Origin of the sequence: Pseudacidovorax sp. 1753 (assembly GCF_040544975.1) — a bacterium.
GTDB lineage: Bacteria > Pseudomonadota > Gammaproteobacteria > Burkholderiales > Burkholderiaceae_C > Xenophilus.
In genome coordinates, this window is record NZ_JBEPKY010000016.1 from 1 (window position 1) to 25,351 (window position 25,351).

The 25,351-nt window shown below is 70.8% G+C and carries 26 protein-coding genes; 18 read left to right on the forward strand and 8 right to left on the reverse strand.

Annotated features, from left to right (window positions below; all coding sequences use genetic code 11):
• The first annotated feature begins 172 nt into the window (after positions 1-172).
• The 10 genes from ABIC63_RS19725 (at position 173) to ABIC63_RS19770 (ending at position 9,366) form a co-directional block, all read left to right on the forward strand.
• On the forward strand, positions 173-991 hold the full coding sequence (locus ABIC63_RS19725) for an ATP-binding cassette domain-containing protein (protein WP_294377574.1): 819 nt from the start codon (positions 173-175) through the stop codon (positions 989-991).
• A gap of 94 nt (positions 992-1,085) precedes the next feature.
• Positions 1,086-2,576 carry an ABC transporter substrate-binding protein gene (locus ABIC63_RS19730; protein WP_294377575.1) on the forward strand — a complete coding sequence of 497 codons (1,491 nt, stop codon included), beginning with the start codon at positions 1,086-1,088 and terminating at the stop codon, positions 2,574-2,576.
• Between the two features lie 34 nt (positions 2,577-2,610).
• Positions 2,611-3,966, forward strand: coding sequence for a tetratricopeptide repeat protein (locus ABIC63_RS19735; protein ID WP_294377577.1), 1,356 nt, complete (start codon positions 2,611-2,613; stop codon positions 3,964-3,966).
• A gap of 117 nt (positions 3,967-4,083) precedes the next feature.
• The gene (locus tag ABIC63_RS19740) at positions 4,084-4,788 is read left to right on the forward strand and encodes a phosphoribosyltransferase (protein WP_294377580.1); all 705 of its coding nucleotides are present in this window, start codon (positions 4,084-4,086) and stop codon (positions 4,786-4,788) included.
• Between the two features lie 178 nt (positions 4,789-4,966).
• Positions 4,967-6,091, forward strand: coding sequence for an ABC transporter substrate-binding protein (locus tag ABIC63_RS19745; RefSeq protein ID WP_354321049.1), 1,125 nt, complete (start codon positions 4,967-4,969; stop codon positions 6,089-6,091).
• Positions 6,091-6,807: an isochorismatase family protein gene (locus ABIC63_RS19750; protein WP_354321050.1), complete on the forward strand. Its 717-nt coding sequence runs from the start codon at positions 6,091-6,093 to the stop codon at positions 6,805-6,807. The genes ABIC63_RS19745 and ABIC63_RS19750 overlap by 1 nt, the downstream gene beginning before the upstream one ends.
• Positions 6,804-7,556, forward strand: a complete 753-nt coding sequence (locus tag ABIC63_RS19755; RefSeq protein ID WP_354321051.1) for an ABC transporter permease — start codon at positions 6,804-6,806, stop codon at positions 7,554-7,556. The genes ABIC63_RS19750 and ABIC63_RS19755 overlap by 4 nt, the downstream gene beginning before the upstream one ends.
• Positions 7,557-7,569: 13 nt before the next feature.
• Positions 7,570-8,400, forward strand: coding sequence for an ABC transporter ATP-binding protein (locus ABIC63_RS19760; RefSeq protein WP_354321052.1), 831 nt, complete (start codon positions 7,570-7,572; stop codon positions 8,398-8,400).
• On the forward strand, positions 8,372-9,091 hold the full coding sequence (locus ABIC63_RS19765) for a GntR family transcriptional regulator (protein WP_354321053.1): 720 nt from the start codon (positions 8,372-8,374) through the stop codon (positions 9,089-9,091). Before ABIC63_RS19760 ends, ABIC63_RS19765 begins: the two co-directional genes overlap by 29 nt.
• Positions 9,092-9,177: 86 nt before the next feature.
• Positions 9,178-9,366, forward strand: coding sequence for an oxidoreductase-like domain-containing protein (locus tag ABIC63_RS19770; protein ID WP_354321145.1), 189 nt, complete (start codon positions 9,178-9,180; stop codon positions 9,364-9,366).
• On the opposite strand, the gene ABIC63_RS19775 is transcribed toward ABIC63_RS19770, so the two are convergent.
• The gene (locus ABIC63_RS19775) at positions 9,354-10,538 is read right to left on the reverse strand and encodes a M20 aminoacylase family protein (protein WP_354321054.1); all 1,185 of its coding nucleotides are present in this window, start codon (positions 10,536-10,538) and stop codon (positions 9,354-9,356) included. The two genes, ABIC63_RS19770 and ABIC63_RS19775, sit on opposite strands and share 13 nt — an antisense overlap.
• Before the next feature lie 153 nt (positions 10,539-10,691).
• Between ABIC63_RS19775 and ABIC63_RS19780 the strand changes: the two genes are divergently transcribed.
• Genes ABIC63_RS19780 through ABIC63_RS19800 form a run of 5 tightly spaced genes read left to right on the forward strand, consistent with a single transcriptional unit; the run spans position 10,692 to position 16,142 of the window.
• Positions 10,692-12,287, forward strand: coding sequence for an ABC transporter substrate-binding protein (locus ABIC63_RS19780; protein ID WP_354321055.1), 1,596 nt, complete (start codon positions 10,692-10,694; stop codon positions 12,285-12,287).
• Positions 12,288-12,303: 16 nt separating this feature from the next.
• The gene (locus ABIC63_RS19785; protein WP_354321056.1) at positions 12,304-13,269 is read left to right on the forward strand and encodes an ABC transporter permease; all 966 of its coding nucleotides are present in this window, start codon (positions 12,304-12,306) and stop codon (positions 13,267-13,269) included.
• 25 nt (positions 13,270-13,294) lie between these two features.
• Entirely contained in the window at positions 13,295-14,194 is a 900-nt protein-coding gene (locus ABIC63_RS19790) for an ABC transporter permease (protein WP_294377611.1), read from the forward strand.
• The gene (locus ABIC63_RS19795; RefSeq protein WP_354321057.1) at positions 14,191-15,258 is read left to right on the forward strand and encodes an ABC transporter ATP-binding protein; all 1,068 of its coding nucleotides are present in this window, start codon (positions 14,191-14,193) and stop codon (positions 15,256-15,258) included. The genes ABIC63_RS19790 and ABIC63_RS19795 overlap by 4 nt, the downstream gene beginning before the upstream one ends.
• On the forward strand, positions 15,255-16,142 hold the full coding sequence (locus ABIC63_RS19800) for an ATP-binding cassette domain-containing protein (protein ID WP_354321058.1): 888 nt from the start codon (positions 15,255-15,257) through the stop codon (positions 16,140-16,142). The genes ABIC63_RS19795 and ABIC63_RS19800 overlap by 4 nt, the downstream gene beginning before the upstream one ends.
• 59 nt (positions 16,143-16,201) lie before the next feature.
• Here ABIC63_RS19800 and ABIC63_RS19805 read toward each other — a convergent pair whose 3' ends face one another.
• From ABIC63_RS19805 to ABIC63_RS19820, 4 genes are all read right to left on the reverse strand, one after another.
• Positions 16,202-17,245, reverse strand: coding sequence for an adenosine deaminase family protein (locus ABIC63_RS19805; RefSeq protein WP_354321059.1), 1,044 nt, complete (start codon positions 17,243-17,245; stop codon positions 16,202-16,204).
• 70 nt (positions 17,246-17,315) lie between these two features.
• Positions 17,316-18,248: a nucleoside hydrolase gene (locus ABIC63_RS19810; RefSeq protein ID WP_294377620.1), complete on the reverse strand. Its 933-nt coding sequence runs from the start codon at positions 18,246-18,248 to the stop codon at positions 17,316-17,318.
• Between the two features lie 8 nt (positions 18,249-18,256).
• Positions 18,257-18,928 carry a histidine phosphatase family protein gene (locus tag ABIC63_RS19815; protein WP_294377623.1) on the reverse strand — a complete coding sequence of 224 codons (672 nt, stop codon included), beginning with the start codon at positions 18,926-18,928 and terminating at the stop codon, positions 18,257-18,259.
• Positions 18,929-18,967: 39 nt separating this feature from the next.
• Positions 18,968-19,582 carry a Yip1 family protein gene (locus ABIC63_RS19820; RefSeq protein ID WP_294377626.1) on the reverse strand — a complete coding sequence of 205 codons (615 nt, stop codon included), beginning with the start codon at positions 19,580-19,582 and terminating at the stop codon, positions 18,968-18,970.
• Positions 19,583-19,701: 119 nt separating this feature from the next.
• On the opposite strand from ABIC63_RS19820, the gene ABIC63_RS19825 reads away from it, so the two are divergent.
• The 3 genes from ABIC63_RS19825 to ABIC63_RS19835 all read left to right on the forward strand — a co-directional run bounded on the left by ABIC63_RS19825 (position 19,702) and on the right by ABIC63_RS19835 (position 22,804).
• Positions 19,702-20,421: an alpha/beta fold hydrolase gene (locus ABIC63_RS19825; protein WP_354321060.1), complete on the forward strand. Its 720-nt coding sequence runs from the start codon at positions 19,702-19,704 to the stop codon at positions 20,419-20,421.
• A gap of 110 nt (positions 20,422-20,531) precedes the next feature.
• Positions 20,532-21,479 carry a helix-turn-helix domain-containing protein gene (locus tag ABIC63_RS19830; protein WP_294377630.1) on the forward strand — a complete coding sequence of 316 codons (948 nt, stop codon included), beginning with the start codon at positions 20,532-20,534 and terminating at the stop codon, positions 21,477-21,479.
• A 155-nt stretch (positions 21,480-21,634) separates the two neighbouring features.
• A complete protein-coding gene (locus ABIC63_RS19835; protein ID WP_354321061.1) occupies positions 21,635-22,804 on the forward strand; it encodes a serine hydrolase domain-containing protein in 1,170 nt (389 codons plus the stop codon).
• A 42-nt stretch (positions 22,805-22,846) separates the two neighbouring features.
• On the opposite strand, the gene pxpA is transcribed toward ABIC63_RS19835, so the two are convergent.
• The 3 genes from pxpA to pxpB are packed head-to-tail and all read right to left on the reverse strand — an operon-like array spanning position 22,847 to position 25,316.
• The gene (gene pxpA / locus ABIC63_RS19840) at positions 22,847-23,590 is read right to left on the reverse strand and encodes a 5-oxoprolinase subunit PxpA (protein ID WP_354321062.1); all 744 of its coding nucleotides are present in this window, start codon (positions 23,588-23,590) and stop codon (positions 22,847-22,849) included.
• Positions 23,591-23,613: 23 nt separating this feature from the next.
• Positions 23,614-24,654 carry a 5-oxoprolinase subunit C family protein gene (locus ABIC63_RS19845; protein ID WP_354321063.1) on the reverse strand — a complete coding sequence of 347 codons (1,041 nt, stop codon included), beginning with the start codon at positions 24,652-24,654 and terminating at the stop codon, positions 23,614-23,616.
• A complete protein-coding gene (pxpB, locus tag ABIC63_RS19850; protein ID WP_354321064.1) occupies positions 24,651-25,316 on the reverse strand; it encodes a 5-oxoprolinase subunit PxpB in 666 nt (221 codons plus the stop codon). The genes ABIC63_RS19845 and pxpB overlap by 4 nt, the downstream gene beginning before the upstream one ends.
• Positions 25,317-25,351 lie beyond the last annotated feature (35 nt).

Genomic DNA, 25,351 nt, shown 5'->3' on the forward strand with positions numbered 1-25,351 from the left:
CAGCGCCACGGGCAGTCACCACGAGGGCACGGAAGTCGGTTCGCCACCTCAGCACCTGTCCGGGGCAGCGTCAAGATGGAGGTTGCCTTATGAGCGCAGCCCGAGCCCTCACCATGCGCGAAGACGCAGCCAGCGCGCTGCGTGACGCTTCTCTCCTCTCCAGGGCTTTCCGATGAGCACCCCGCCCCTGCTGAAGGTCACCGACCTGGTCCGCCACTACGCGCTGCCGCGTGAGAAGCTCTTTTCTCCGCCGCCCACCGTCAAGGCCCTCAACGGCGTGAGCTTCGAGGTGCAGGCCGGGCGCAGCCTGGGCATCGTGGGCGAGTCGGGCTCGGGCAAGTCCACCATCGCCCGGCTGGTGATGGCCCTGGACAAGCCCACGTCCGGCCGCATCGAACTGCTGGGCCGCGACCTGAACCGGCTGTCGGCTGCCGAGCTGCGCACCGCGCGCCGCGACTTCCAGATGGTGTTCCAGGACCCGTACGGCTCGCTCGACCCACGCCAGACCGTGGGCCGCATCGTGGCCGAGCCGCTGGACGCGCTGGCCAACGCCTCGCGCGCCGAGCAGCGCGAACGCGCCGCCGAATCGCTGGCCGCCGTGGGCCTGCGCAGCACCGACATCGACAAATATCCGCACGAGTTCTCGGGCGGCCAGCGCCAGCGCATCGCCATCGCCCGCGCCCTCATCACCCGGCCCAAGCTCATCGTGGCCGACGAGCCGGTGAGCGCGCTGGACGTGTCGGTGCAGGCCCAGGTGCTCAACCTCATGCAGGACCTGCAGCAGCAGTTCGGCGTGAGCTACCTGCTCATCAGCCACGACCTGGCCGTCGTCAACCACCTGTGCGACGACGTCTGCGTGGTGCTCAAGGGCCGCATCGTCGAGCAGGGGCCGCCCGAGCGGCTGTTCCGCGAGGCGGAGCATCCCTACACCCGCAGCCTGCTCGAAGCCGTTCAGCACGCGCCCTCCGGCGACGTGCTGCACGCGGCCTGAAAGCCGCTCCAGAGTTGGGCCACAATGGCCCGCGCCGAGGGGCCGCCGGCCGCTCGTGAACCGTTTCCGTCAGCCTTTTCGGAGATCTCACCTCATGTTGAATCGTCGCACCCTCCTGGTCACCGGCAGCGCCTCGGTCGCGCTGGCCAGCCCCCTCGCCTCGCTGGCCCAGAGCCGCAAGGACACCATGGTGCTGGGCATGACGCTGGAGCCGCCGGGCCTGGACCCGACCGCCGGCGCCGCCTCGGCCATCGGCGAGGTCGTGCTCTACAACATCCTCGAGACGCTCACCAAGATCAATGCCGACGGCAGCGTGTCGCCGCTGCTGGCAGAGAGCTGGGAGGTCTCGCCCGACCTCAAGACCTACACCTTCAAGCTGCGCCGCGGCGTCAAGTTCAGCAACGGCGAGCCCTTCAATGCGCAGACCGTCAAGTTCGCCTTCGACCGTGCCGGCGGCGAGAAGAGCACCAACAAGGACAAGCGCACCTTCGCCGCCATCAGCACGCAGGCGGTGGACGAGTACACCGTGGTGCTGATCAACAAAGAGATCGACCCCGACCTGCCCTTCGTGCTGGGCCAGGCCACGGCCGTGATCGTCGAGCCCAAGAGCGCCGACGGCAACGCCGCCAAGCCCGTGGGCACCGGCCCCTACAAGCTGGACGCCTGGGCCAAGGGCTCCACGCTGACGCTGAGCAAGTGGGAGGGCTTCCGCGATCCCAAGCTGGCCAAGCTCAACAAGATCGTCTTCCGCTTCATCTCCGACCCGGCGGCGCAGGCCGCCTCGCTGATGGCCGGCGACGTGGACGCTTTCCCGCGCATCGCCACGCGTGTGGTACCGCAGTTCAAGGCCAATCCGCAGTTCCAGGTGATCCTGGGCGGCTCGCGCGCCAAGACCATCGTGGCCATCAACAGCAAGAAGAAGCCGCTGGACGATGTGCGCGTGCGCCGTGCCATCCTGGCCGCCATCGACCGCAAGGCCTTCATCGATGGCGCGGCCGACGGCTTCGGCACGCCCATCGGCAGCCACTACGTGCCCGGCGCGCCCGGCTACGTGGACACCACCGGCATCAACCCCTACGACCCCGAGAAGGCCAAGAAGCTGCTGGCCGAAGCCGGCGTCAAGCTGCCGCTGGAACTCACCATGACGCTCCCGCCCCCGCCCTATGCCCGCCAGGGCGGCGAGGTGATCGTGGCGCAACTGGCCAAGGTCGGCATCACCGTGAAGACGCAGAACGTGGAATGGGCCCAGTGGCTCAGCCAGACCTATGGCGGCGGCCACAACTACGACCTGTCGATCATTTCGCATGTCGAGCCCTTCGACCTGGGCAACTATTCCAAGCCCGACTACTACTGGGGCTACGACAGCAAGGCCTTCACCCAGCTCTACGACAAGATCAAGACCACGGGCGACGCCAAGGAGCGCAACAAGCTGCTGGGCGACGCGCAGAAGATGCTGGCCCAGGACGCGGCCAACGGCTTCATGTACCAGCCGCAGTTCCCGGTGATCGCCAAGAAGAGCGTGAAGGGCCTTTGGACGCAGATGCCCATCTTCTGCAACGACCTGGCGGCGCTGCACTGGGGCTGATGCCCGCTCGATGAGGCGGCGGCAGAATGGATGCATGCCCGCCGCCTCCAACTTGCCCGCCGACCCGTTCGGCAACCCGATCAGCGTCAGCGACACCACCAGCCGCCGGCTGATCGACGACTTCGCCTCGGGCTTCCTGGCCTGCGAATCCAGGGCGGCCAACCTCGTCACCGACGGCCACGACGACGACGCCCCGCTCTTCCAGGCCTATGCCGCGGCGCTCCAGATGTTCGCGGAGACGGGCGATGCGCCCGCAGCCGCCCGGCCCCACATCGAACGCGCACGGGCGGGCGCTGCCGGCGTCACGGAACGCGAACGGCGCTTCATCGAGGCCGTCGCTGCCTGGGTCGACGGCGACATGTGCCGCGCGGTGCAACTGCATGAGGAACAGGCCCGCGAGTTTCCGCGCGACCTGGTCTCGGTCAAGCTGGGCCAGTACCACTGCTTCAACCTGGGCGACTGCGCCGGGATGCTGCGCCTGGGCCTGGCTGCCCTGCCCCATGCGGCCGACGTACCGCAAGTGCATGGCATGGTGGCCTTCGGCTTTGAGCAATGCCATCGACTGCGCGAAGCCGAGGCCAGCGCCCGCCGCGCCATCGCCCTGCAGCGCAAGGAACCCTGGGCCCACCATGCGCTGGCGCACGTCATGCTCACCGAAGGCCGGCTGCGCGAAGGCCTGGCCTTCATGGAGGACGTGAGCGAGACCTGGACGGGCCTGAACTCCTTCATGGTCACGCACAACTGGTGGCACCTGGCGCTGTTCCTCATCGACCTGGGCCGCGCCGACGAGGCGCTGGCGGTGCATGACCGGCACTGCTGGGGCGTGGCCAAGGCCTATTCGCAGGACCAGATCGGCGCCGTCTCTCTGCTCGCCCGGCTGGAACTGGCCGGCCAGGACGTGGGCGAGCGCTGGACCGAACTGGGCACCTACCTCGCCGAGCACACGCAGGATCAGGTGCTGCCCTTCCTGGATCTGCAGTACCTCTACGGCCTGGCCCGCGCCGGCCGGCCCGAGGCCAACGGACTGCTGGCACGCCTCGAGGCCTTCGCGCCCCGGGCGCCGGAAGCCAGCCGCCATGCCTGGCAGAAGGTCTGCGTGCCCGCAGCCCATGGCCTCGTGGCCCATGCACGCGGCGACTTCAAGGAGGCGGCCGAGGCACTGGGCACCGCGCTGCCCCGCATGATCGAGATCGGCGGCAGCCATGCGCAGCGCGACCTCTTCGGCCAGATCCATGTCGACGCGCTGGTGCGCAGCGGCGAGGCCCGCCACCTGGCGCAGGCGCTGGATGTGGTGCAGCCGCAGCGCAACGGCCAACCGGAATCGCTGCGGCTGGCGCGGCTGGCCGATACGATCCACGCCGGCCTGGGGCTGCCGCCGGTGGCGCACTGAGCACGCGGCCGCTGCGGCGGTGTCTGCGACATGCCGCCTGCATGCACCGCTGGCGCCGTGCCTGCCTCGGTTCCTGACCCGCCGCATCCCTCTATCGTCTTCGGCCTCCGCCCTTCCATGACCACGCCCGTCCCGCATTTCACCGAGCCGACGACCCACTACTGGCAGCAACTGCTGCCGGCCGACGCCGCGCCGGCGCCCATGCCGCCCTGGCGCCACGGCGTGCCCGCCACGCTGCCGGACGGCCGGGTGCTGGTGCTGCCCATCCGCCAGATGGCCGACGACCCGGGCCTGGCGGTCGCCTCCTTCCTGTGCAACCAGGCCTCGCTCGACGTGGTGGATGAACTCGGCCGCCTGCTGGCCGAGCGCCTGGCGCCGCTGGCGCCCGAGGTCGTCATCGGCCTGCCCACGCTGGGCCTGACCTTCGCGCCGCTGGTGGCCCGCCACCTGGGCCACGCGCGGTACGTGCCGCTGGGCTACTCGCGCAAGTTCTGGTACGACGAGGCGCTGTCGGGGGCGGTGCAGTCGATCACCACGCCGACAGGCGGCAAGCGCGTCTATCTCGACCCGCACCTGCTGCCGCTGGTGCAGGGCAAGCGCGCCGTGGTGGTGGACGATGCCGTGAGCAGCGGCCGCACCCTGCTGGCGCCCTGGACCATGCTGGAGTCCATCGGCGTGCAGGTGGCGGCCGTGGGCGTGGCGATGCGCCAGGGCAACCGGTGGCGCGACACGCTGGGGCCGGAGCGCGCCGCGCGCGTGGTCGGCATCTTCGAAAGCCCGCTGCTGCGCGCCACCGACGAGGGCTGGGTGCCGCGGGACTAAGCGCCGGCGGAGCCCGCCTGGGCGTCGCGGTCGTCGCTCTGGTGCCAAGGTGGTACGCAAACTGCTTGAAGCAGCCGCATCGCCCTTCCGTATCCCTTTTCGTATACGTTCTGGTGCATGCAGCGGCTCGCGCCTCGGCCGCGCTGCTGCCGCGCCAGGGTGTGCGATGGAGCCCCGCATGTCCCGATCCACCCTGACCGCCCGTCCTCCCCTGCCCGCAGGGACCCTCACCCGCCGCAGCTGGCTGCAGGCCGCCGCAGCGGCCGGCGCCACCATCGCCGCCCCGGTCCTGGCGCAGACCCGCGCCATCAGCATCACCCTGCCGTGGGTGGTCAACGGCTCCAACTACTGGCCGATGGTCGGCAAGGAACTGGGCTTCTTCAAGAAGCGCGGCATCGACCTCACCGTCTCGCGTGGCAATGGCTCGGTGGCCGCGGCCCAGGCCGTGGCCAACAAGCAGTTCGACATGGGCGTCGTGTTCTTTGGCGGCACCCTGGTCAACATGGCGCGCGGCCTGCCGCTGCAGGCGCTGGCCACCGTGGGTTACGACTCGCTGATGGGCAACCTGGTGCTGGCCGACTCGCCGATCCGCGGCCCCAAGGATTTTGAAGGCAAGCGCGTCGGCACCGTCGCCACGTCGGCCGAGTCGCCCTACTGGGCCGCCTACGCCGCCAGGACCGGCATCGACCTCACGAAGGTCACGCGGCAACAGCTCGATGCGCGGCTGATCGAACGCGCGCTCATGGACAAGCAGGTCGACGCCATCACGGCCATCGGCTCGTCCAGCATTCCCGTGCTCGACTCCCTGGGCGTCAAGACCCGCTTCATCCCCTGGTCCGCCGCCGGCATCGAGCTGTATGCGGCCCAGGTCATCGCCCGCACCGAGACCATCCAGGCCGACCCGGGGCTGTGCCAGGCGATGGTCGACGGCATCCTCGAATCGGTGGTCTACACGCTCAAGAAGCCCGAGGAATCGCTGGAGATCCTGTTCAAGGCCCAGCCCGAGATCGCCTTGACCAAGGGCGGCAAGGAGAACGCCCGCCTGTCGCAGGGCCTGGCCCAGGCCACCATGGTGGCGCCCGAGGCCATCGAGCACGGCATGGGCTACAGCAGCATTCCCAAGCTGGCCGGCATGATCTCGCTGGCCGCCCGCGCCGGCGCGCTCAAGGCCGATGCCAAGCCGCTGGTGCCCGAGGACCTGGCCACCAACCGCTTCGCCGGCCGCATCAAGCTGAGCGCCGCCGAATGGGACGCGGTGCGGCGCAACGTGGCACCCTACGCCAAGCTGGTGGGCATGGCCTGATGGCCGCGCAGGCCAGAGCGATCACGCTGCCGACACTGCCGGAGCCGCTGGAGGCCTGCGCCTCGCAGACGGCGCTGGTGGTGATCGACATGCAGAACGGCTATCTGTCGCCCGGCGGCTACCTGGACCTGGCCGGCTTCGATGTCAGCGGCACGCCACCGGTGATCGAGCGTGCGACACAGGTGCTGCAGGCGGCACGCCGCGCGGGGCTCATGGTGGTCCATGCGCAGAACGGCTGGAGCCCCTCGCTGGCCGAAGCAGGGCCACGCCGCTCGCCGATGTGGCACAAGTCCAACCCGCTCAAGTACATGCGCGCCCATCCCGGCAGCCAGTTGCTGATCCGCGGCACCTGGGACCATGCGATCGTCGAAGCGCTGCAGCCGCTGCCGCACGAACCCGTGGTGCACAAGCCCCGCTACAGCGCCTTCGCCGGCACCCACCTGGAGATGATGCTGCGGGCCCACGGCGTCACCACCCTGGTCTTCGTCGGCGTCAACACCAACGTGTGCGTCGAGACGGCCGTGCGCGATGCCTTCCACCGGGAGTTCTTCGCCGTGATGGTCGCCGACGCCACGCTGCAGGCCGGCCCGCCGTCCGTCTACGAATCCAGCGTGTTCAACATCCAGAAGTTCTTCGGCTGGACCGCCACGACCGCCGACATGGTGGCTTTCCTGGAGGGCCTGGCGGCGCCGGGCGCCGAGGCCATCGCCCCATGACAGCACCGTTGCGCCGCATCGTCCTGCCGCTGGCCTTTGCCCTGATCACCCTGCTGGCCTGGGAGGCCGCGGTGCGCGTCTTCGCCATCCGCGAGGTGCTGCTGCCGGCGCCCAGCGCCGTTGCAGCGCGGCTGGTCGACACCTTTCCGCTGCTCATGCAGCATGCCTGGCCCACGGTATGGGAAAGCGTGGCCGGCTTCGCCATCGCATCGGTGCTGGGCGTGGCGCTCGCCGCACTGCTCAGCGCCTCGGCACTGATGCGCGACATGCTCTATCCCAACGTGGTGCTGTTCCAGCTCATTCCCAAGATCGCGCTGGCACCGCTGTTCATCGTCTGGCTGGGCATCGGCTTCCAGTCGCGGCTCACCTTCTCGGTGTTCATCAGCTTCTTCCCGGTGGTGATCGCCACGCTCGCAGGCTTGGACCATGTGGACCGGTCGCTGCTGCGGCTGTGCCGGGCGCTCACCGCGTCGAGCTGGCAGGTCTTCGCCTGGGTGCGGTTGCCGCATGCACTGCCCTACGTGTTCAGCGGCATGAAGATCGCGACCACCTTCGCCATCATCGGCGTGGTGGTGGGCGAGTTCATCACCTCGCAGGCGGGGCTGGGGTACCTGGTGCTGTTCGCCTCGGCCCAGGCCGACACCGCACTCATCCTCGCAGCCATCCTGGTGCTGTGCTTCTTCGGACTGGCCTTCTATGGCCTGGTGGCGCTGCTGGAGCGCTGGACCCAGGGCCGCTTCGGTGGCTGATGCCGCGCTGCCCATGACGAACCCACCTTCCTGGCTGCTGCCCGACAGCACCGCCCCCGACCGCGCCGCCAGCTACCTGAGCGTGCAGGACGCCGGCAAGACCTATGCCGGCCGCAGCGGCGCCGTGCAGGCCGTCGCGCATGTCGACTTCGACATCGACGAGGGCGACTTCGTGAGCCTGGTCGGCCCGAGCGGCTGCGGCAAGAGCACGCTGATGTCCATGATCGGCGGGCTGGAGTCGCCCAGCACCGGCCGCATCCGCGTGGGCGGCACGCCCGTGGACGGTCCGCGGCGCGACTTCGGCTACGTGTTCCAGGACGCGACGCTGCTGCCCTGGAAGAGCGTGCTGGACAACGTGCTGTTTCCCATCCGCGCGCACCGGCGTCCGGTGGCCGAGTTCCGGCCCGAAGCGGAACGGCTGCTGCGCCTGACCGGCCTGTGGGACTTCCGCGACAAGCGCCCGGCAGAACTCTCCGGTGGCATGCGCCAGCGCGTGGCCATCTGCCGCGGGCTCATCCACGACCCGCGGCTGCTGTTGATGGACGAGCCCTTCTCGGCGCTGGATGCCATCACCCGGGACGACATGAACCTCGCGCTGGCCCGGCTGTGGGACCAGCAGCAGCGCCGCACCGCCGTGTTCATCACGCACAGCATCCGCGAGGCGGTGCTGCTGTCCGACCGCGTGCTGGTGATGAATGCGCGGCCCTCGCGCATCGTGGCCGACATCCGCGTGCCGCTGGCACGGCCGCGTCATGCGGGGCTCCAGGAGGACCCGGTGTTCAACCAGATCTGCGCCTTCGTGCGCGAGAAGATCCATGAAGGCCATGGCGGACAGGACCTCTGATTCGCCGCTCTCGCGCCTGGTGCGCGAGCGCCTGGGTGCAATGGGCGTGCGTCCATCCACCGACGACATCGTCCATGTGCTGCACCAGGCCATCGTGCGCGGCCTGCTGGCGCCCGGCCTCGCGCTGCGCCAGGACGAGCTCGCGGGGCTCTTCCAGGTGAGCAAGATCCCGGTGCGGGAGGCACTGCGGACGCTGCAGGCGCAGGGCTTCGTCGAACTCCAGCTCAATCGCGGCGCCATCGTCAAGCCGCTGACGCTGGCACAGCTGCGCGACGCCTTCGACCTGCGGCTCATGATCGAGCCGCACCTCATGCGCACCGCCGCGCCGCGACTCACGCCGGCCATGCTGGACCAGGCCGAGGCACTGATCCAGGACATGGACGACGCGGCCGACGCGTGGCGCTTCAGCGAGTGCAACACCCGCTTCCACGACCTGCTCTATGCGCCCGCCGACCTGCCGCTGTCGCGCTCCATCCTCGCCATGCTGCAGGGGCACATCCAGCGCATGTCCTTCATGCAGCTGTCGCTGGCGGGCTTCAACCGCAGCTCCAACGAAGACCATCGAACGATCGTGGCCGCCTGCCGCACAGGGGATGCACTGGCGGCGGCGCGGGCCGTCGGGGTCCATGTGCAGAGCGTGCGCGACATCGTGCTGGCCCTGTACCTGCGCCACCATGCCGAAGCCGGCTGAGCGCGGCGCGCCGCCTAAACTCGGCGGCGCCCGTGACCTCTTCCACACCTGCCTACCTGCCCCATGTGCGCGACCTCTTCGCACGCATGCAGGCCCGCGCCCGAACCGCCGGCGTGGCGTTGCGCCCGCCGCCGCCCGAGCCCACCACCTGCTGCGGGCGGGGCTGCAACGGCTGCGTGTGGGAGGGCTTCTATGCCGCCGCCGACTGGTGGATGGAGGACGCGCAGGACGCCCTCGCCGCGGCCAAGGCTGCAGCCGACAGTCAGCGCAGGTAAGCCTGAACCAGCGACACCCAGTAGCTCGCCGTGCTGGGCAGGATCTCGTCGTTGAAGTCGTAGCCGGTGTTGTGCACCATGCAGCCCGGCCCGTTGCCCGGCGTGCCGTCGCCGTTGCCCACGATGAAGTAGCAGCCCGGCACCGCATTCAGCATGAAGGCGAAGTCGTCGCTGGCCTGCAGCGGCGCCATGTTCTCGATCAGCGCGCGCTCGCCCATCGTCTGCAGCGCCACCTCGCGGGCGAACGCCGCCGCGTCGGCATCGTTGACGCAGGGCGGCATCTTCCACTGGTAGTCGACCTTGGCGGTGGCGCCGTGCACCGCCGCCTGTGCGGGCGCCATGGCCGTGATGCGATCACGCAGCAGCGCCCGCACCTCGGGCCGCCGCGCGCGGATGGTGAGCTTGAGCTCGGCCGTGTTGGGAATCACGTTGGGCGCCTGCCCCGCATGCATCGAGCCCACGGTGACCACCGCCATGTCGTTCGGGTCCACCTCGCGCGACACCAGCGTCTGCAGCGCCAGGATCAGGTGCGCCGCCACCACCACCGGGTCCACCGTGGTGTGCGGCATGGCGCCATGGCCGCCCTTGCCTTCGATGGTGATCACCGCCGTATCGGAGGAGCTGTAGATCGGCCCCGCCAGGAAGCCGAAGCGCCCGGCCGGAAAGCCTGGCTCGTTGTGGTACGCGTAGACGGCATCGCAGGGAAAGCGCTCAAACAGGCCTTCTTCGACCATGCGCTTGGCGCCCATCAGGCCTTCCTCGGCCGGCTGGAAGATGAGGTTGAGCGTGCCGTTGAAGGCGCGGCTCGCGGCCAGCACCTGCGCCGCCGCCAGCAGCGTGGCGGTATGGCCGTCGTGACCGCAGGCATGCATGCGGCCGGGCTGGCGGCTGGCCCAGGGCAGGCCGGTGGTCTCGGTCATCGGCAGCGCGTCCATGTCGGCGCGCAGGCCCAGGCGCCTGCCGCCCGAGCCCACTGTCAGTGTGCCCACCACGCCGGTGCCGCCCAGGCCGCGGTGCACCGTGTAGCCCCATCGGGCCAGACGCTCGGCCACCAGTGCGCTGGTCTGCTCTTCCTCGTAGCCCAGCTCGGGGTTGGCATGGATCTGCCGGCGCAGGCCGACCATGTCGTCGAGGTGGGCGGCGATGCCGGGATGGATAGGGACGTCGATCATGCGAAGGGTCTTGCAGTTGCCATGCCACACGGCGACGGGCAGGCGCCGGTCAGCCGAAGGCGCGCATTCTGCGCCGCTGCGCCAGCCCCCGGCAAATGGCCCTGAACTTGCTATAAACAGTGCCCTCCCGGCCTGCCCAGAACCCACAACACCATGGCTCCCTCCGACCTCCCTTCTTCCCTCACCCGCCGCCAGCTCGGCCTCGGCGCCATCGCCCTGGCCGGCGGACTGGCCGCGGGCCCGCGTGCCTGGGCCGCCACCGGCAAGGGCACGGCCGTGCTGGGCATCGATGCCGACCCGCCCACCCTCAACCTGGGCACCACCACCGACTTCGCGGCCGGCGACGTGTCGGCCAAGATCCTCGAGGGCCTGGTCTGGCTGGACCAGCAGTACAACCCGCAGCCCTCGCTCGCCACAGCGTGGACCGTGTCGCCCGATGGCAAGACCTACCGCTTCACGCTCCGCAAGGGCGTCAAGTGGCATGACGGCCGCGACTTCAGCAGCGCCGACGTGCGCTTCTCACTGACCGAGATCGTGGGCAAGCTGCATCCGCGCGCCGCGCCGGTGTTCAAGAACCTGGGCGTGGAGGTGGAGGCGCCCGATGCCTCCACCGTCGTCATCAAGCTGCAGAAGCCCTATGCGCCCTTCCTGTCGCAGATGACGGTGTTCGACGCACCCATCCTGCCCAGGCACCTCTACGAGAACGGCAACGTGGGCACCAACCCCGCCAACCAGAAGCCGGTGGGTACGGGCCCCTTCAAGTTCAGCGAATGGAAGCGCGGCTCGACCCTCACGCTGGTGCGCAACGACCAGTACTGGGACGCCGGCAAGCCCTACCTGCAGAGCCTGATCTTCCAGGTCATCCCCCAGGCGGCCAACCGCGTGCCCGCGCTGCAGACGGGCGAGATCGACGAGCTGCTGGACTTCTACACCCCAAAGCCCGAGGTACCCCGCATCCTGGCCGACAAGGGCCTGGCCACGCGCCGGGGCGTCAACATCCCGGCCATCTACTTCCTGATGTTCAACACCCAGTCGCCGCTGCTGTCGAAGGTGGAGGCACGGCATGCGCTGGCCTTCGCCATCGACCGGCCGCGGCTGGTCAAGCAGGTGATGAACGGCATCGCGCGGCCCGGCGCGGGCGCCTTCGGCGACGGCTTCAAATGGCTGATGAACGACGAGGTGGGCTACGAGCGCAAGTACCCGCTCAATCCCGCCAAGGCCCGTGCCCTGCTGGACAAGCTGGGCGTCAAGCCCGGCACGACCACGCTGCGCATGCCCTTCGACGCCGGCCGCGCGCAGATGCGGGCGCAGGCCCAGATCATTCAGGACAACCTGCGCCAGATCGGCCTGGAGGTGAAGCTGGAGCCGCTGGAGCGCTCGGTGTACTACGACCGCGTGTTCGCCAAGCGCGACTTCGACATGACGCTGGCCTCGTACTTCTCGGCGGGCGATCCGGCCATCGGCTACACGCGGCTGTACAACACCTACGCGGGCACGGCGCCCAACACCAACGCCAGCGGCTATTCCAACGCGAAGGTCGATGCGCTGCTGGCCGAGGCCGCCACCTCAGTGGACCGCGCCCAGCGCGCGCGCGACTACAAGGCGCTGCAGGTCATCCTGAACGAGGACCTGCCATCGCTGGTGCTGTTCGACGAAGAGACGGTGGACACCGCCTCGAAGAAGCTCAGCGGCGTGTTCCCGGCCCTCGACGCCCGCGACCAGTGGGCCGGCGTGCGGCGCGCGGACTGAGCGCAGCGCCAGTCCGATGGGCCGCTTCATCCTCCGACGCCTGCTGCAGGCGCTTCCGCTGCTGCTGGCGGTGGTGGTGCTCAACTTCCTGCTCATCGCCTTCACGCCGGGCGACCCGATCACGCTGCTGGTGGGCGACTTTCCGGCACCGCCCGAATACCTGGCGCAGATGCGCCGCGACTACGGCCTGGACCAGCCGGTGTGGATGCAGTTGCTGCACTACCTGGGCAAGGTGCTGCAAGGCGACTTCGGCTATTCCTTCGCCAACCAGCAGCCGGTGGCCAGCCTGATCCTGGAGCGCCTGGGCGCCACGCTGGAGCTCACGCTCACGGCGCTGGGTCTGGCCAGCGTGCTGGGCGTCGCCTTCGGCGTGCTGGCCGCCCGCGCCCGCGGCGGGCCGGCCGACTCGGTGATCCAGGCCGCATCGTCCGCGGGTTACGCGGTGCCGGACTTCTGGCTGGGCCAGTTGCTGATCCTGGCCTTCGCCATCGGCCTGGGCTGGCTGCCCTCGCAGGGCTACAACCCGGTGCGCGGCGTGGCGCCGGGCTGGGAAGGCTTCGTGCAGCACCTGCGCTACCTGCTGCTGCCGGCGCTGGCGCTGTCGATGCGCTACCTCACGCTCATCACCCGCATCACCCGCGCTTCGATGCTGGAGGTGATGAATGCGGACTACATCCTCGCCGCCCGGGCACGGGGCAGTGCCGAGTTGCAGGTGGTGCTCGGCCATGCGCTGCGCAACGCGGCGGCGCCGGTGCTCACCGTGATTGGCTACAACCTGGGCTTCGTGCTGGCCGGCTCGGCGCTGATCGAGGCCGTCTTCGCCTGGCCGGGCATCGGCCGGCTGCTCTATGAATCCATCGCCAAGCGGGACTATCCGGTGATGCTGGCCATCCTGCTGATGGTGTCGGTGACGGTGGTGCTGGCTAACCTGTTGACGGACATCCTGCATCGGCTGCTCGATCCCCGTCTGGAGCGCGCATGACGCACGGCTCTTGCGCTCAACGACGATGACCTCCCCCTCTTCTTCTTCCTTGCCGCTGGCCACCGAGCCCGCGGTGGGCACGGCCTTCCAGCGCGCGGGCTTCTGGCGACGCCTGCTGCGCCGGCCGGGCAGCCGGCTCGCCCTGGCCTGGCTCGTGCTGCTGCTGGCTGCGGCGCTGCTGGCGCCCTGGGTCGGCCGGGTCGATCCGCTTTCGGGCGGCGGCGATGCGCTGCTTCGACCCTTCTCTGCCGGGCACTGGCTGGGCACCGACGACCTGGGCCGCGACGTCTGGGCACGCGTGGTGCACGGCTCGCGCATCTCGCTGATCGTCGGCGTCGCCAGTGCGCTGCTGGCGGTCGCCGTCGGCGTCATCGTGGGTGCGCTGGCCGGGTACTTCGGCGGCCTGCTCGACGCGGTGCTGATGCGCACGGCCGAGTTCTTCCAGACGCTGCCGCGCTTCGTGGTGGCGCTGATCGTCATTGCGCTCTACGGCACCAGCGTCTTCAAGATGGTGCTGGTGATCGCGGCGCTGTCGTGGCCGCAGCTGGCCCGCGTGGTGCGCGCCTCGGTCGCCAGCCTTCGGCAGTCGCAGTTCGTGGAGGCGGCGCGCGTGGCGGGCATGGGCCATGGCGGCATCATCCTGCGCCAGATCCTGCCCAACGTGGCGGCGCCGATCATCGTGCTCGGCTCGCTGGACATCGCCATGGCCATCCTGATCGAGGCCAGCCTGAGCTTCTTCGGCCTGGGCGATCCGAACCAGGTGTCATGGGGCACCATGCTCAACGAGGCACAGCAGTACCTGCGCGATGCCTGGTGGATGTCGGTGTTTCCCGGCCTGGCCATCGCGCTCACCGTGCTGGGCTTCAACCTGATGGGCGACGCCCTGAACGATGCGCTCAATCCGCGCGGGGAGTCCTTCCGATGACGGGCCTGGAACCCACCACGCCGTTCGGCGTCGATCCCCACGCGCCGGAAGCCGGGCCACCGCTGCTCGACGTCCGCGGCCTGTCGGTGGATGTGGGCCGGGGCGAGCGGGCCCTGCGGGTGGTGCGCGACGTGAGCTTCAGCGTGCGCCGGGGCGAAGCCGTGGGCCTCGTGGGCGAGTCGGGCTCGGGCAAGTCGATGACCGCCTTCGCGCTGATGAACCTGTTCCCCTCGCCGCTGGCCCGCGTGGCCGAGGGCCAGGTGCGGCTGGAGGGCCATGAACTGCGCGCGCTCGATGCGCAATCGATGCGTCAGGTGCGCGGTGCGCGCATCGGCATGGTCTTCCAGGACCCGACCAGCTACCTCGACCCGCTGATCCCCGTCGGTCGCCAGATCGCCGAGCCGTTGCGCGCCCATGGCCGCACCGACGGTCTCGACGCCCGGGTGCGCGAGCTGATCGAACTGATGGAGCTGCCCCAGCCCGCGCAGACGGCGCGCAAGTACCCGCACGAACTCTCGGGCGGCCAGCGCCAGCGCATCCTGATCGCGGCGGCGCTGGCCATGCGGCCCGCCCTGCTCATCGCCGACGAGCCCACCACCGCGCTCGACGTGACGGTGCAGGCCGGCATCCTGCAGCTGCTGGCGCGGCTGCGACGCGAGCTGGACCTGGGCATCCTGCTCATCACCCACGACCTGGGCGTGGTGGCCGAGACCTGTCAGCGCGTCAACGTGATGTACGCCGGCGAGATCGTCGAGCAGGAGGCCGTCGGCCCGCTCTTCACGGCACCGCGCCATCCCTACACGCAGGGGCTGCTGGGCAGCATCCTCACGCCGCGCTCGCGGGCGCACTCGCTGTTCTCCATACCGGGCGCGGTGCCCATCGCCGGACGCTGGCCGAGCGGCTGCCGCTTCCATCCGCGCTGCCCCATTGCCCGCCCCGGCCTCTGCGACACACAGCCGCCCGCCTTGCTCGGCAGCGGCCTAGGTGAAGGCTCGGACCGCTGCCATCTGAGCGCCGAGCGCGGCAGCGCGAATGCATGGCGCTCCGCGGAGGCTGGCACATGACAGCCTCCCAGTTGCCAGGTGAGGCCGACACCGCACGCCCGCATGCCGGCGGACAACCCGCCGGCGGCACGCTGCCGCTGCTCGAAGCCCGCGGCGTCGGCCGCAGCTTTGCCCAGCGCGGCACCGGCGGCCTGTGGCGCGCGCGCCAGACCCAACTGGCGGTCGATGGCGTGTCGATGCAGATCCATCCCGGCGAGGTGGTGGCGCTGGTCGGCGAAAGCGGCAGCGGCAAGACCACGCTGGGCCGCTTGCTGCTGGGCCTGACCGCACCCAGCAGCGGTCAGGTGCTGTTCCGCGGCGAAGATGTCGCACAGTTGCGCGGCACCGCGTGGCAGCGATTCCGCCGCGAGGTGCAGGTGGTCTTCCAGGACACCGGCGGGTCGCTCAACCCACGCCACACCATCGGCCAGAGCGTGGCCCTGCCGCTGCGCCACAACCGCGGCCTCGACGCCGCCGCCAGTGCGCGCGAGGTCGATGCATTGCTGGAACAGGTCGGCCTGCCGCCCGCGCACTTCCGCCACCGGCTGCCGCACGAGCTGTCGGGCGGCCAGCGCCAGCGCGTGGGCATCGCCCGGGCGCTGGCCTCGCAGCCGGCCGTGATCGTGGCGGACGAGCCGGTGTCGGCCCTGGACGTCTCGATCCGCGCACAGATTCTTCGGTTGATGGCCGAACTTCAGCGCGAACGTGGCCTGGCCTACCTGTTCATCACGCATGACCTGGGCGTGGTCCGCGCCCTGGCCGACCGCGTACTCGTGATGACCGGCGGCCGCGTGGTCGAAAGCGGCAGCGCCGACGAGGTGCTGGAGCGGCCGCAGCATGCGTACACCCAGCGGCTGCTGGCGGCGACGCCGGTGCCGGATCCTGGACGGCAGCGGACCGACTGAAGCACAGACGACGAGCGGCTCCTCCTCGTTGAATCGCCTGAGGACGCGGCCGCTGACGTTCAGCCCTGCGCCATCAGCGCATCGCACTCGCGCGTGAACGCCGCGCGCCAGGCACTGCGGGTGCTGTCGTCGATCCAGGCCGCATCCAGGCCGTTGAACATGAAGTCGCGCAGGTCCTCGCGCGTGAAGCCGAAGTCGCTCACCATCTTGCGCCAGGCCTGCGTCGGCGTGACCAGGTGCAGCGTCGGGTCATCGGTGTTGGGATGGATGCGCAGGCCCAGGCCCGGCATGCGGCGGATCGGATGGTCCAGCGCCCAGCGCTCGGGCGGCAGGGTGCGCAGGTAGTAGGAGTTGGTCGGCACCACGGTGAAGACGATGCCGCGCTCGGCGCATTCGCGCGCGAAGTCGGGCGCGTCGACGATGGTGTAGCCGTGGTCGATGCGGTCCACCTTCAGCAGCTCGACGGCGGTGCGCACGTTGGTCCAGGGCATGCCGAACTCGCCGGCATGGGCGGTGGTCTTGAGGCCGCCCTCCCGCGCCAGCGCATAGGCAGGTACGAACCACTCGGGCGGGTGTTCGATCTCGCTGTAGTCGATGCCGATACCCACCACCTCGTCCACGCGGTGCGCCCGCACCCACTCGACCATCTCCACGGCCGCCTCGGGCGAGGCCTCGCGGTCGATGGCGGGGATCAGCCGGCCGACGATGCCATGGTCCGCCTCGGCATCATGGATGGCACGCACGATGGCAGCCAGGGCCTGCGGATAGGCGATGCCCGACTTCTGCGCCGTGCCCGTGGGGTTCCAGAAGAACTCGGCATAGCGCACGGTGTGGGCGGCGGCGTCCTGCAGGTATTCGTAGGTCAGTCGGTGCAGGCCGTCGGGCGAGCGGATGAGCTGCGCATCCAGCGTGCGCAGCGCCTTGAGCACACCCACCGGCTTCTCGCCGCGGATGTAGAAGGCGTCGATCTCGGGCTGGGTGATGGCCGCCTGCGCACGCCGCGCCAGGTCGCTGAAGGTGGCGTGGCGTACGGTGCCGAGCAGGTGGCAATGCAGTTCCACCTTGGGCAGGGCATGGCAGAAGTCGGTGAGCGCGTCGGTCATCGGGGCATCGTAGTGCCGGGCTGCTCGGTGAGCGTGATGTGCAGCGTCCGACCCAGTGCAGGGCTCGGGCTCAGGTCGCCGCGGCGGCCAGGGCGTCCAGCACCACGCGCCGCACGCGCGCCTCGTCGGCGATGTGGGCCACGCGCGCATTGGCCGGGGCCTTGCGCGGCACGCGCCACTCCACCACGGTCATGCCGCGGGTGTGGCGGCCCTCGCACTCGGCCACCACATGGGCCGGGCGCCACTGCATGCAGTCGGCGTCCACCAGCGCCGCGGCGGCCGTAGGGTCGTACAGCGACATGGGCAGGCGGCCGTCGGGGCTGGCGATGCGCACATAGCCCAGCAGCAGGTCGCCCAGCAGCCGGCCACGCGGTGTGCCCAGGTCGCGCAGGCGCTGCGCATCGTCGGCATGCACGCGCACCTGGCGGCAGGCATCCAGGCCCACCATCTCCAGCGGCACGCCGGCATCGAGCACGACATTGATCGCCTCAGGGTCCACCGCGGCGTTGAACTCGGCCGCGGCCGTGTGGTTGCCCGGGCCGGCGCTGCCGCCCATCCAGACCAGCCGGCCGATGCGCGGTGCCAGCGCGGCGTCGCGCTGCAGCAGGGTGGCGACGTTGGTGAGCGGGCCCAGGGCCAGCACGGTGGCCGGCGCGTCGGCCTGCCGCAGCCAGGCGGCCAGGGCGTCGAAAGCAGGCAGCGCATCGAGCACCGCACGCGCAGGCGGCAGTTGCTCGCCAGCCGAGGCCATCGCGTCCTCGCCCAGGATGTTCTGCGCCGTGACCAGCGCGCCCACCAGCGGCGCAGAACAGCCCGCATGGATCGGCATGCGCCAGCCGAAGCAGTGCGCCGCGCGCAGGGCGTTGTCCGTCACCACCGGCAGCGGCGCATTGCCGGCCACCAGGGAGAGTCCGTCGATGGTCCAGCCCGGCTGCTGCGCCACCGTGATCACGGCGGCCAGGTCGTCGAAGCCGAGGTCGGTGTCGATCCAGACGTGGTTCATGCGTCGGCTCAGCCGATCTTGAGATGCCGCCGCTGGTCGTAGCTGGGCTGCGGGCCCAGGCCTTCCAGATGCGCCGTCTCGGCCCAGCCGACGATGGCCAGCGCCTCGGGCCTCGCCGGGTCGTCGATGCGGATGCGGTTGATGCCCGCGTTGGGAATGTCGCTCTGCCGCGGCCCGTCCAGGCCCAGGCCGTGCACCGTGCGCCAGACCATGTCGAGCACGCCGCCGTGCGTGACCACCAGCACCGGGCCGCCCGCATGCTGCGCAGCAATGTCGGCCAGCGCCTGCATCACCCGGGCATGGAACTGCCGCGTGCTCTCGCCGCCGGGCAACGAGCGGTCGGCCTCGAAGCGCAGCCAGCCGTCCCAGGCTTCGGGATGCTTCTCTCGGATCTCCTCGGCCCGCAGGCCCTCGCCCACGCCGAAGGCCTGCTCGCGCAGCGTGACCGTGGTGCGCACCGGCAGGCCCAGTTGCTGCGCCGCGGGCGCTGCCGTCTGCTGGGTGCGCAGCAGGTCGCTGCAGACGATGTGCTGCACCGGCTCACGGGCCAGCGCCAGGCCCAGGCGGCGGGCCTGCTCGTGGCCGGTGTCGTTGAGGGGAACGTCGATGTGGCCCTGGAAGCGCAGTTCGCGGTTCCAGTCCGTCTCGCCATGGCGGATGAGGATCAGGTCGGTGGGCATGCGCCGGCCATTGTCCATGGCGGGCCGGCCCTGTTCCTGTCAAGCCAGAGGCAGAGCCAGGGGCAAGGCCCCCACCGGCATGCGAGGAGCGGGTGTGAACACCGACAGCAGCGCACCCAGCACCAGCGAAGCCACGATGGCGCACAGCGCGAACACCACCGTGTAGACCAGCGCCTTGTCCGCCGGGCATTTCATGAGCACCGGCACGCCGGTGTAGAAGAGATAGACCGAATAGAGGCCCACCAGCGCCCCCAGCACCGCGAGCGAGGGCAGCAGGCTGAAGATGCCGCCCACGAAGCCGGCGGTGCTGGCATAGGCCACCAGCTTGAGGGCCTGGATCGGGCTGCGCTGCCCGCCGAAGCTGGGCGCCAGCGCGTCCACGATCAGCGCCAGCACATAGACCATCACCAGCGACAGCACATAGCTCACGACGGCCTGCACCAGCCCGGTCACGATGGGCAGCCGGAAGCTGACGCCAAACGCGCCGGCCCCGATGATCGACAGGCCGATGAAGCCGGCAATGGCCGGGATCGCCGCCAGGATCAGCACGTACTCGCGGTAGAGCGTGGCCGCGTCGGTGGATTCGGCCTCGATCTCGGGCCAGGTGCGCTTGGGGTGCAGCAGGATGTCCTGCACGCGTTGGACCAGGTTCATGGAAAGGGGCTCCGGCGTTGGATCGACGCGCAGTCTAGGCAGCCGGGACCGCGCTGGCTGCTGGCCGTGCAGCCTATGCCGATGGCGCACCGCGCGACGGCCGCTGCAACAATGGCCGCATGTCCGACACCGCACTGCCCCGCCTCGTTTTCCTGCCCGGCCTTGCCTGCGACGAACGCCTGTGGGAGGCACAGATGCCGGCCATGCCCGCCGCGCTGCGCCCCCGTGTGGCGGACGTCAGCCGCCACCACGACACCATCAAGGCCATGGCCGCCGCGCTGCTGGCGCAGGAGGACGGCCCGCTGCTGCTGGCCGGTGCCTCCATGGGCGGCATGGTGGCCATGGAGGCCGCGCGCCAGGCGCCCGGGCGCATCGCCGGCCTGGCGCTGCTCGGGACCTCGCCCCTGCCGGAAACGCCGGAGATGCACGCGCTGCGCAGCGCCGCCATCGAGGAGTTCGCCGCCGACCGCGCCGAGGCGGTGATCCGCGCCAACATGGCCTTCGCCTTCCATCCCACGAATGCCGCGGACCCGGCCCTGGTGCAGCGCTACCTGGCCATGGTGCTGGATGCCGGTGCCAAACAGCTGATCCGCCAGAACCGCGCCGTCATGGCACGGCCCGATGCGCGGCTGCACCTGGGCGGCCTGCGCTGCCCCGTGCTGCTGATGTGCGGCGAGGCGGACCGGCTCACGCCACCGGACTGCACGCACGCGATGGCGGCGCTGATCCCGCAGGCCGAGGTGGTGTGGCTGGCCGAGGCGGGCCACATGCTCACCATGGAAGCGCCGGACGCGGTGAATGCCGCGCTGCTGCGGTGGCTGGCGCCCTTCCTGCGCTGATCACCATCCACGTCGCGCGCCCAACGAAGCGGCGCCCGTCCCCGGCGTCACCCGCGCCACACACGCCGCCGGACGTATGCTCGGCCTCCCGTCCGCTGCCGAGGTCGCCCATGAGAAACCTCTGTTCCTGGTCTTCGGAAAGCCTGCCCGAGCCCCAGCGGCTGCGCGGCTGGCGCGATGCGCTGCATGCCACCGTGCTGGAGATGGACGCCGTGCCGCTGCAGCGCGACGGCTTCTTCGGCAGCATCGAGCGCTGTGCCCTGCAGCGCATCCTGCCGCACCAGGCGCGCGGCACGCCGCAGAAGATCGTGCGCGGCGCGGCCGACATCGCACGCAGCCAGCACAACGCCTACTACCTGCTCTCCCAGCCGCGCCTGCCCTGGCGCGCCGCCCAGGCGGGCCACACGGCCCTGCTCCAGCCGGGCGATGCGGTACTGATCGACTCGCGCGAGCCCTATGCCTTCGACTTCGGCGCGGGACTGGACGACCTGTCCATCGAACTGCCCATCGACTGGGTGGCGCACTGGGTGGCCGACCCGGCCCGGCTCATCGGCCGGCCGCTGCGGGCCGATGCCGGCTGGGGCCTGGCGCTTCGCGGCGTCAAGGAGGCGCTGGTGCCCCGGGCCTTGCGCCAACAGCCGGCCGACCATGACGCCTTGATCGAGGCCCAGTTGGGCGGCCTGCTCTCGCTGCTGGGCGATGCGCACGCCCCTGCGCAGCCCGAGCCACCCGATGCGCAGGCCCGCATCCTCGGCGTGCTGCGCGCGCGCTTCATGCAACCCGGGCTGACTGCGGCCGAAGTCGCCACCGAGGCGGGCGTGTCGCTGCGCGCCCTGCACCGCGCCATGGCGGCGCAGGGCCGCGGCTTTCTGCCCACGCTGATGGCCCTGCGGGTGGAGGCCGCCGCCGGCATGCTGGCGCAGCCGCGCCTGCGCCACCTGGGCGTGGCCGAAATCGGCCGGCGATGCGGCTTTGCCGATGCCTCGCACTTCGCACGGCAGTTCCTGCGCCAGCGCGGCATCGCGCCCGCCGCCTTCCGCGCCCAGGCACTGCGCTGAGCGCCTGCGCGCCGCGCCTCCGCTGGCACGCACCGGCCAGCCGGCTGGCGCGATACGGCGAGCCGCCGGGGCAACGGCTTCCTAGACTTTTCCGGCAGGCCGCCCGCGCGGCCGCCGCGCCAGCGTGCGTGCTTCCAACGACACAGGAGACAGACATGACCCTCAAGACGACCCTCGACACCATCCTGGCCGAAGGCGTGGCCAGCGGCCAAGCCCCCGGCGTGGTGGCTCTCGTGGCCGACCGCGACGGCCTGGTCTATGAAGGTGCAGCTGGCGAGCGCCAGTTGAGCAGCGGCGTCGCCATGACGTCCGATACCGTGCTCTGGATCGCCTCCATGACCAAGGCCCTCACCTCGGTCGCGGCCGTGCAGTGCGTGGAACGCGGCCTGCTCGACCTGGACGCGCCCGCTGCCCGCGTGGTGCCCGCCATCGGCGAGCTGGGCGTGCTGACCGGCTTCGACGCCGAGGGCCGGCCGACCACCCGGCCGCCCAGGCGGCCGGTCACGCTGCGCCACCTGCTCTCGCACAGTTCCGGCTGCAGCTACGAGATCTGGAACCCCGACATGCAGAAGGTGCAGGCGGCGCTGGACATCCCGGGCGTCATCGGCTGCCAGCTCAAGGCCCTGACGCTGCCGCTGCTGGCCGACCCTGGCGAGCGCTGGGAATACGGCGTGGGCATCGACTGGGCCGGCCGCATGGTCGAGGCCGTCAGCGGCCTGACGCTGGGCGAATTCATGCGCCAGAACCTCTGGGAGCCGCTGGGCATGGCGAGCACCGGCTTTCGCATCACGCCCGACATGCGCCAGCGCCTGGCCGGCGTGCACCTGCGGGGCGAGGACGGCGCCTTCGCGCCCTTCCCCTTCGAGATCGCGCAGGAGCCCGAATTCCACATGGGCGGCGGCGGGCTCTACAGCACCATGGGCGACTACGCGCGCTTCATGCGCATGGTGCTCAACCTGGGCCAGCTCGACGGCGAGCGCGTGCTGCGGCCCGAGACGGTGACCACGCACCTGTCGCTCAACCAGATCGGCAATGCGCGCGTGAGCCTGCTCAAGGCGGCCATCCCGCTCACGGCCGACGCGGAGTTCTTTCCCGGAATCACCAAGCGCTGGAGCCTGGCCTTCCAGATCAACGAGCAGCCGGCGCCCACCGGCCGGCCCGCCGGCAGCCTGTCGTGGGCGGGGCTGGCCAACAGCTTCTTCTGGATCGACCCGCACACCGGCATCGCCGGGCTGCTGGCGACGCAGACCTTCCCTTTCGCGGATGCACGGGTGATGGAGCTGCTCTATCGCTTCGAGAAGGGCGTGTACGACACGCTGGGCTGAGCGCCTGCGCTGCCTGCCCGGCGCCAAGGGCGAAAGCGAGCGTCAGCCCGCGAAGGGTGCGACGCCGATGCCCTCGGCCGCCAGCCGCTCGCGGATGCGGCGCGCGAAGGCCAGCGCATGGGCGCCGTCCCCATGCAGGCACACGCTCTGCGCGTTGACCGGCACCACGCTGCCGTCGATGGCGGTGACCTGCCGGTCGCGCACCAGCGACAGCGTCTGCGCGAGCGACTGTTCCTCGCTCTCGATCAGCGCGCCCGCCTGGCTGCGCGGCACCAGGCTGCCGTCGGGCATGTAGCCCCGGTCGGCGAAGACTTCTTCGACCGGCGTCAGGCCGGCGGCGCGTGCGGCGTCGATCATGCCGCTGCCCGCCAGGCCGAAGAATTTGAGCGACGGGTCGAAGCGGCGCACCGCCTCGCACAGGGCCGCGGCCAGCTCGGGCTCCTTCACCGCCTGGTTGTAGAGCATGCCGTGCGGCTTGACGTGCGCCAGGCGCCCGCCTTCGGCGCGCACGATCGCGTCCAGCGCGCCGATCTGGTAGAGCATGTCGGCCACGATCTGCGCCGGCGGCAGCTGCATGGCGCTGCGGCCGAAGTTCTCGCGGTCCGGAAAGCTGGGATGCGCGCCGATGGCCACGCCCTTGGCCAGCGCCCAGCGCACGCACTGCTGCATGGTCAGCGCGTCGCCGGCATGCCAGCCGCAGGCGATGTTGGCCGAACTCACCAGGCCCAGCAGGGCTTCGTCGTTGCCGGCGCCTTCGCCGAGGTCGGCATTCAGGTCGATCTGCATGGTTCCTTGCTCCAGAAAGAGAGTCAGAGGCGTACCGGCGGCGCGGCCGGCCAGCCGAGCGCGGCGAGGCCGCGGTCGATGTCGTGGCGCCAACGTTCGAGCGCCTGCCAGGCCCGCGCCGCCGCGGCGGCGTCGACCTCGACCATGCGCAGCCGGCTGCCCAACGGCGCCTGCGCCAGCTTCCACAGGTCGGCGCGGATCACCACGCCGATGCGCGGATAGCCGCCGGTGGTCTGGGCATCGCCCATCAGCACGATGGGCTGGCCCGAAGGCGGGACCTGGATGGTGCCGGGCACCACACCGGCGGAGAGCATGTCGACCTCGTGCCCGCGCTTGAGCGCAGGGCCTTCGAGCCGGCTGCCCATGCGGTTGCTCTGCGGCGTGATGCGCCAGGCGGCCTGCCAGAACTGCGTGCGCGCCGCGGCGCCGAACTGCGCGTATTCGGGCCCGGGCATCACGCGCAGCGGCCACACGCCGTCTTCGGGCGGCAGCGCGCAGACCGGCTCCGCCGCGCCCTCGTCGCGCCAGGGGTCGAGCGGATGGATACCGAAGGCGGGCCGCGCGCGCTGCGCCTCCGTCAGCGCGGACACGCCCAGCGGCAGCCGGTCGCCCTTCTTCAGCGCCCGACCGTCCAGCCCGCCGAAGCCGGCCTTGAGGTCCGTGCTGCGCGATCCCAGCACCTGCGGCACGTCGATGCCACCCGCCACGGCCAGCCAGCTGCGCACGCCGGCCTTGCCCGCCTGCGCATTGACGCCACCCAGCACCAGGCGCGCGCCCGCCTGCACGGGCACGCTCCACCCCGGGCGCAACGCGCGACCGTCCAGGCGGGCGCCGAAGTCGTCGCCCATCAGTGCGATGCGCGTCGGCGCCTCGAAACGCAACTCGGCGTTGCCCATCGTGAGTTCGAGCCCGGCGGCGCCACACGCATTGCCCACCAGCCGGTTGGCCACCGCCAGCGCCGCGCGGTCCAGCGCGCCGCCCGGGCAGATGCCGCGCTGGCGATGGCCCTCGCGGCCCAGGTCCTGGACCGAGGCGAGCAGCCCGGGCTTGTGGACGAGGATCACAGCGTCACGCTCTCAGGCACGAAGCGCACCCGATCGCCCGGCTGCAGCAGCGTGGGCGGCTCGGCCGCCGGGTCGAACAGCGTGAGCGCGGTGCGGCCGATCAGCTGCCAGCCGCCCGGCGAGTCGAGCGGATAGATGCCCGTCTGCGCACCGCCGATGCCCACCGACCGCGCCGGCACCGCGGTGCGCGGCTCGCGCCGGCGCGGCGTGTGCAGCTCGGGCGCAAGGCCGCCCATGAAGGCGAAGCCGGGCAAAAAGCCCAGCAGGTAGACCACGTACTCGCCGGCCGCATGGCGGCGCACCACCTCGGCCGGAGACAGGCCCGTGTGACGGGCGACATCGTCCAGGTCGGGGCCGTGCTCTCCGCCATAGGCGACCGGGATCTCCACGACGCGGCCAGCGCCCGGGGCCTCGACGGCGAGCGCGGGCCATGCGGTGAGCACGCGCAACTCCAGCTCGCCGGCATCGACCTGCTGCGGATCGAACAGCAGGGTGAGGTTGTTCATGCCCGGGAGCACCTCCTGCACCTCGGGCCACGCGGCGGCCTCGCGCGCCAGGGCCCAGATGCGTTGCTGCGCCAGCAGCGTGGAAGGCGGCGGCAGCTCGCACAGCAGGGCGGCGTCGCCCAGGGCGTGGAGGCGGGGAAGGGCCCGCGCGTTCATGCCGCGCGAAGGACGGCGGGCGAGCCCGGAATGTG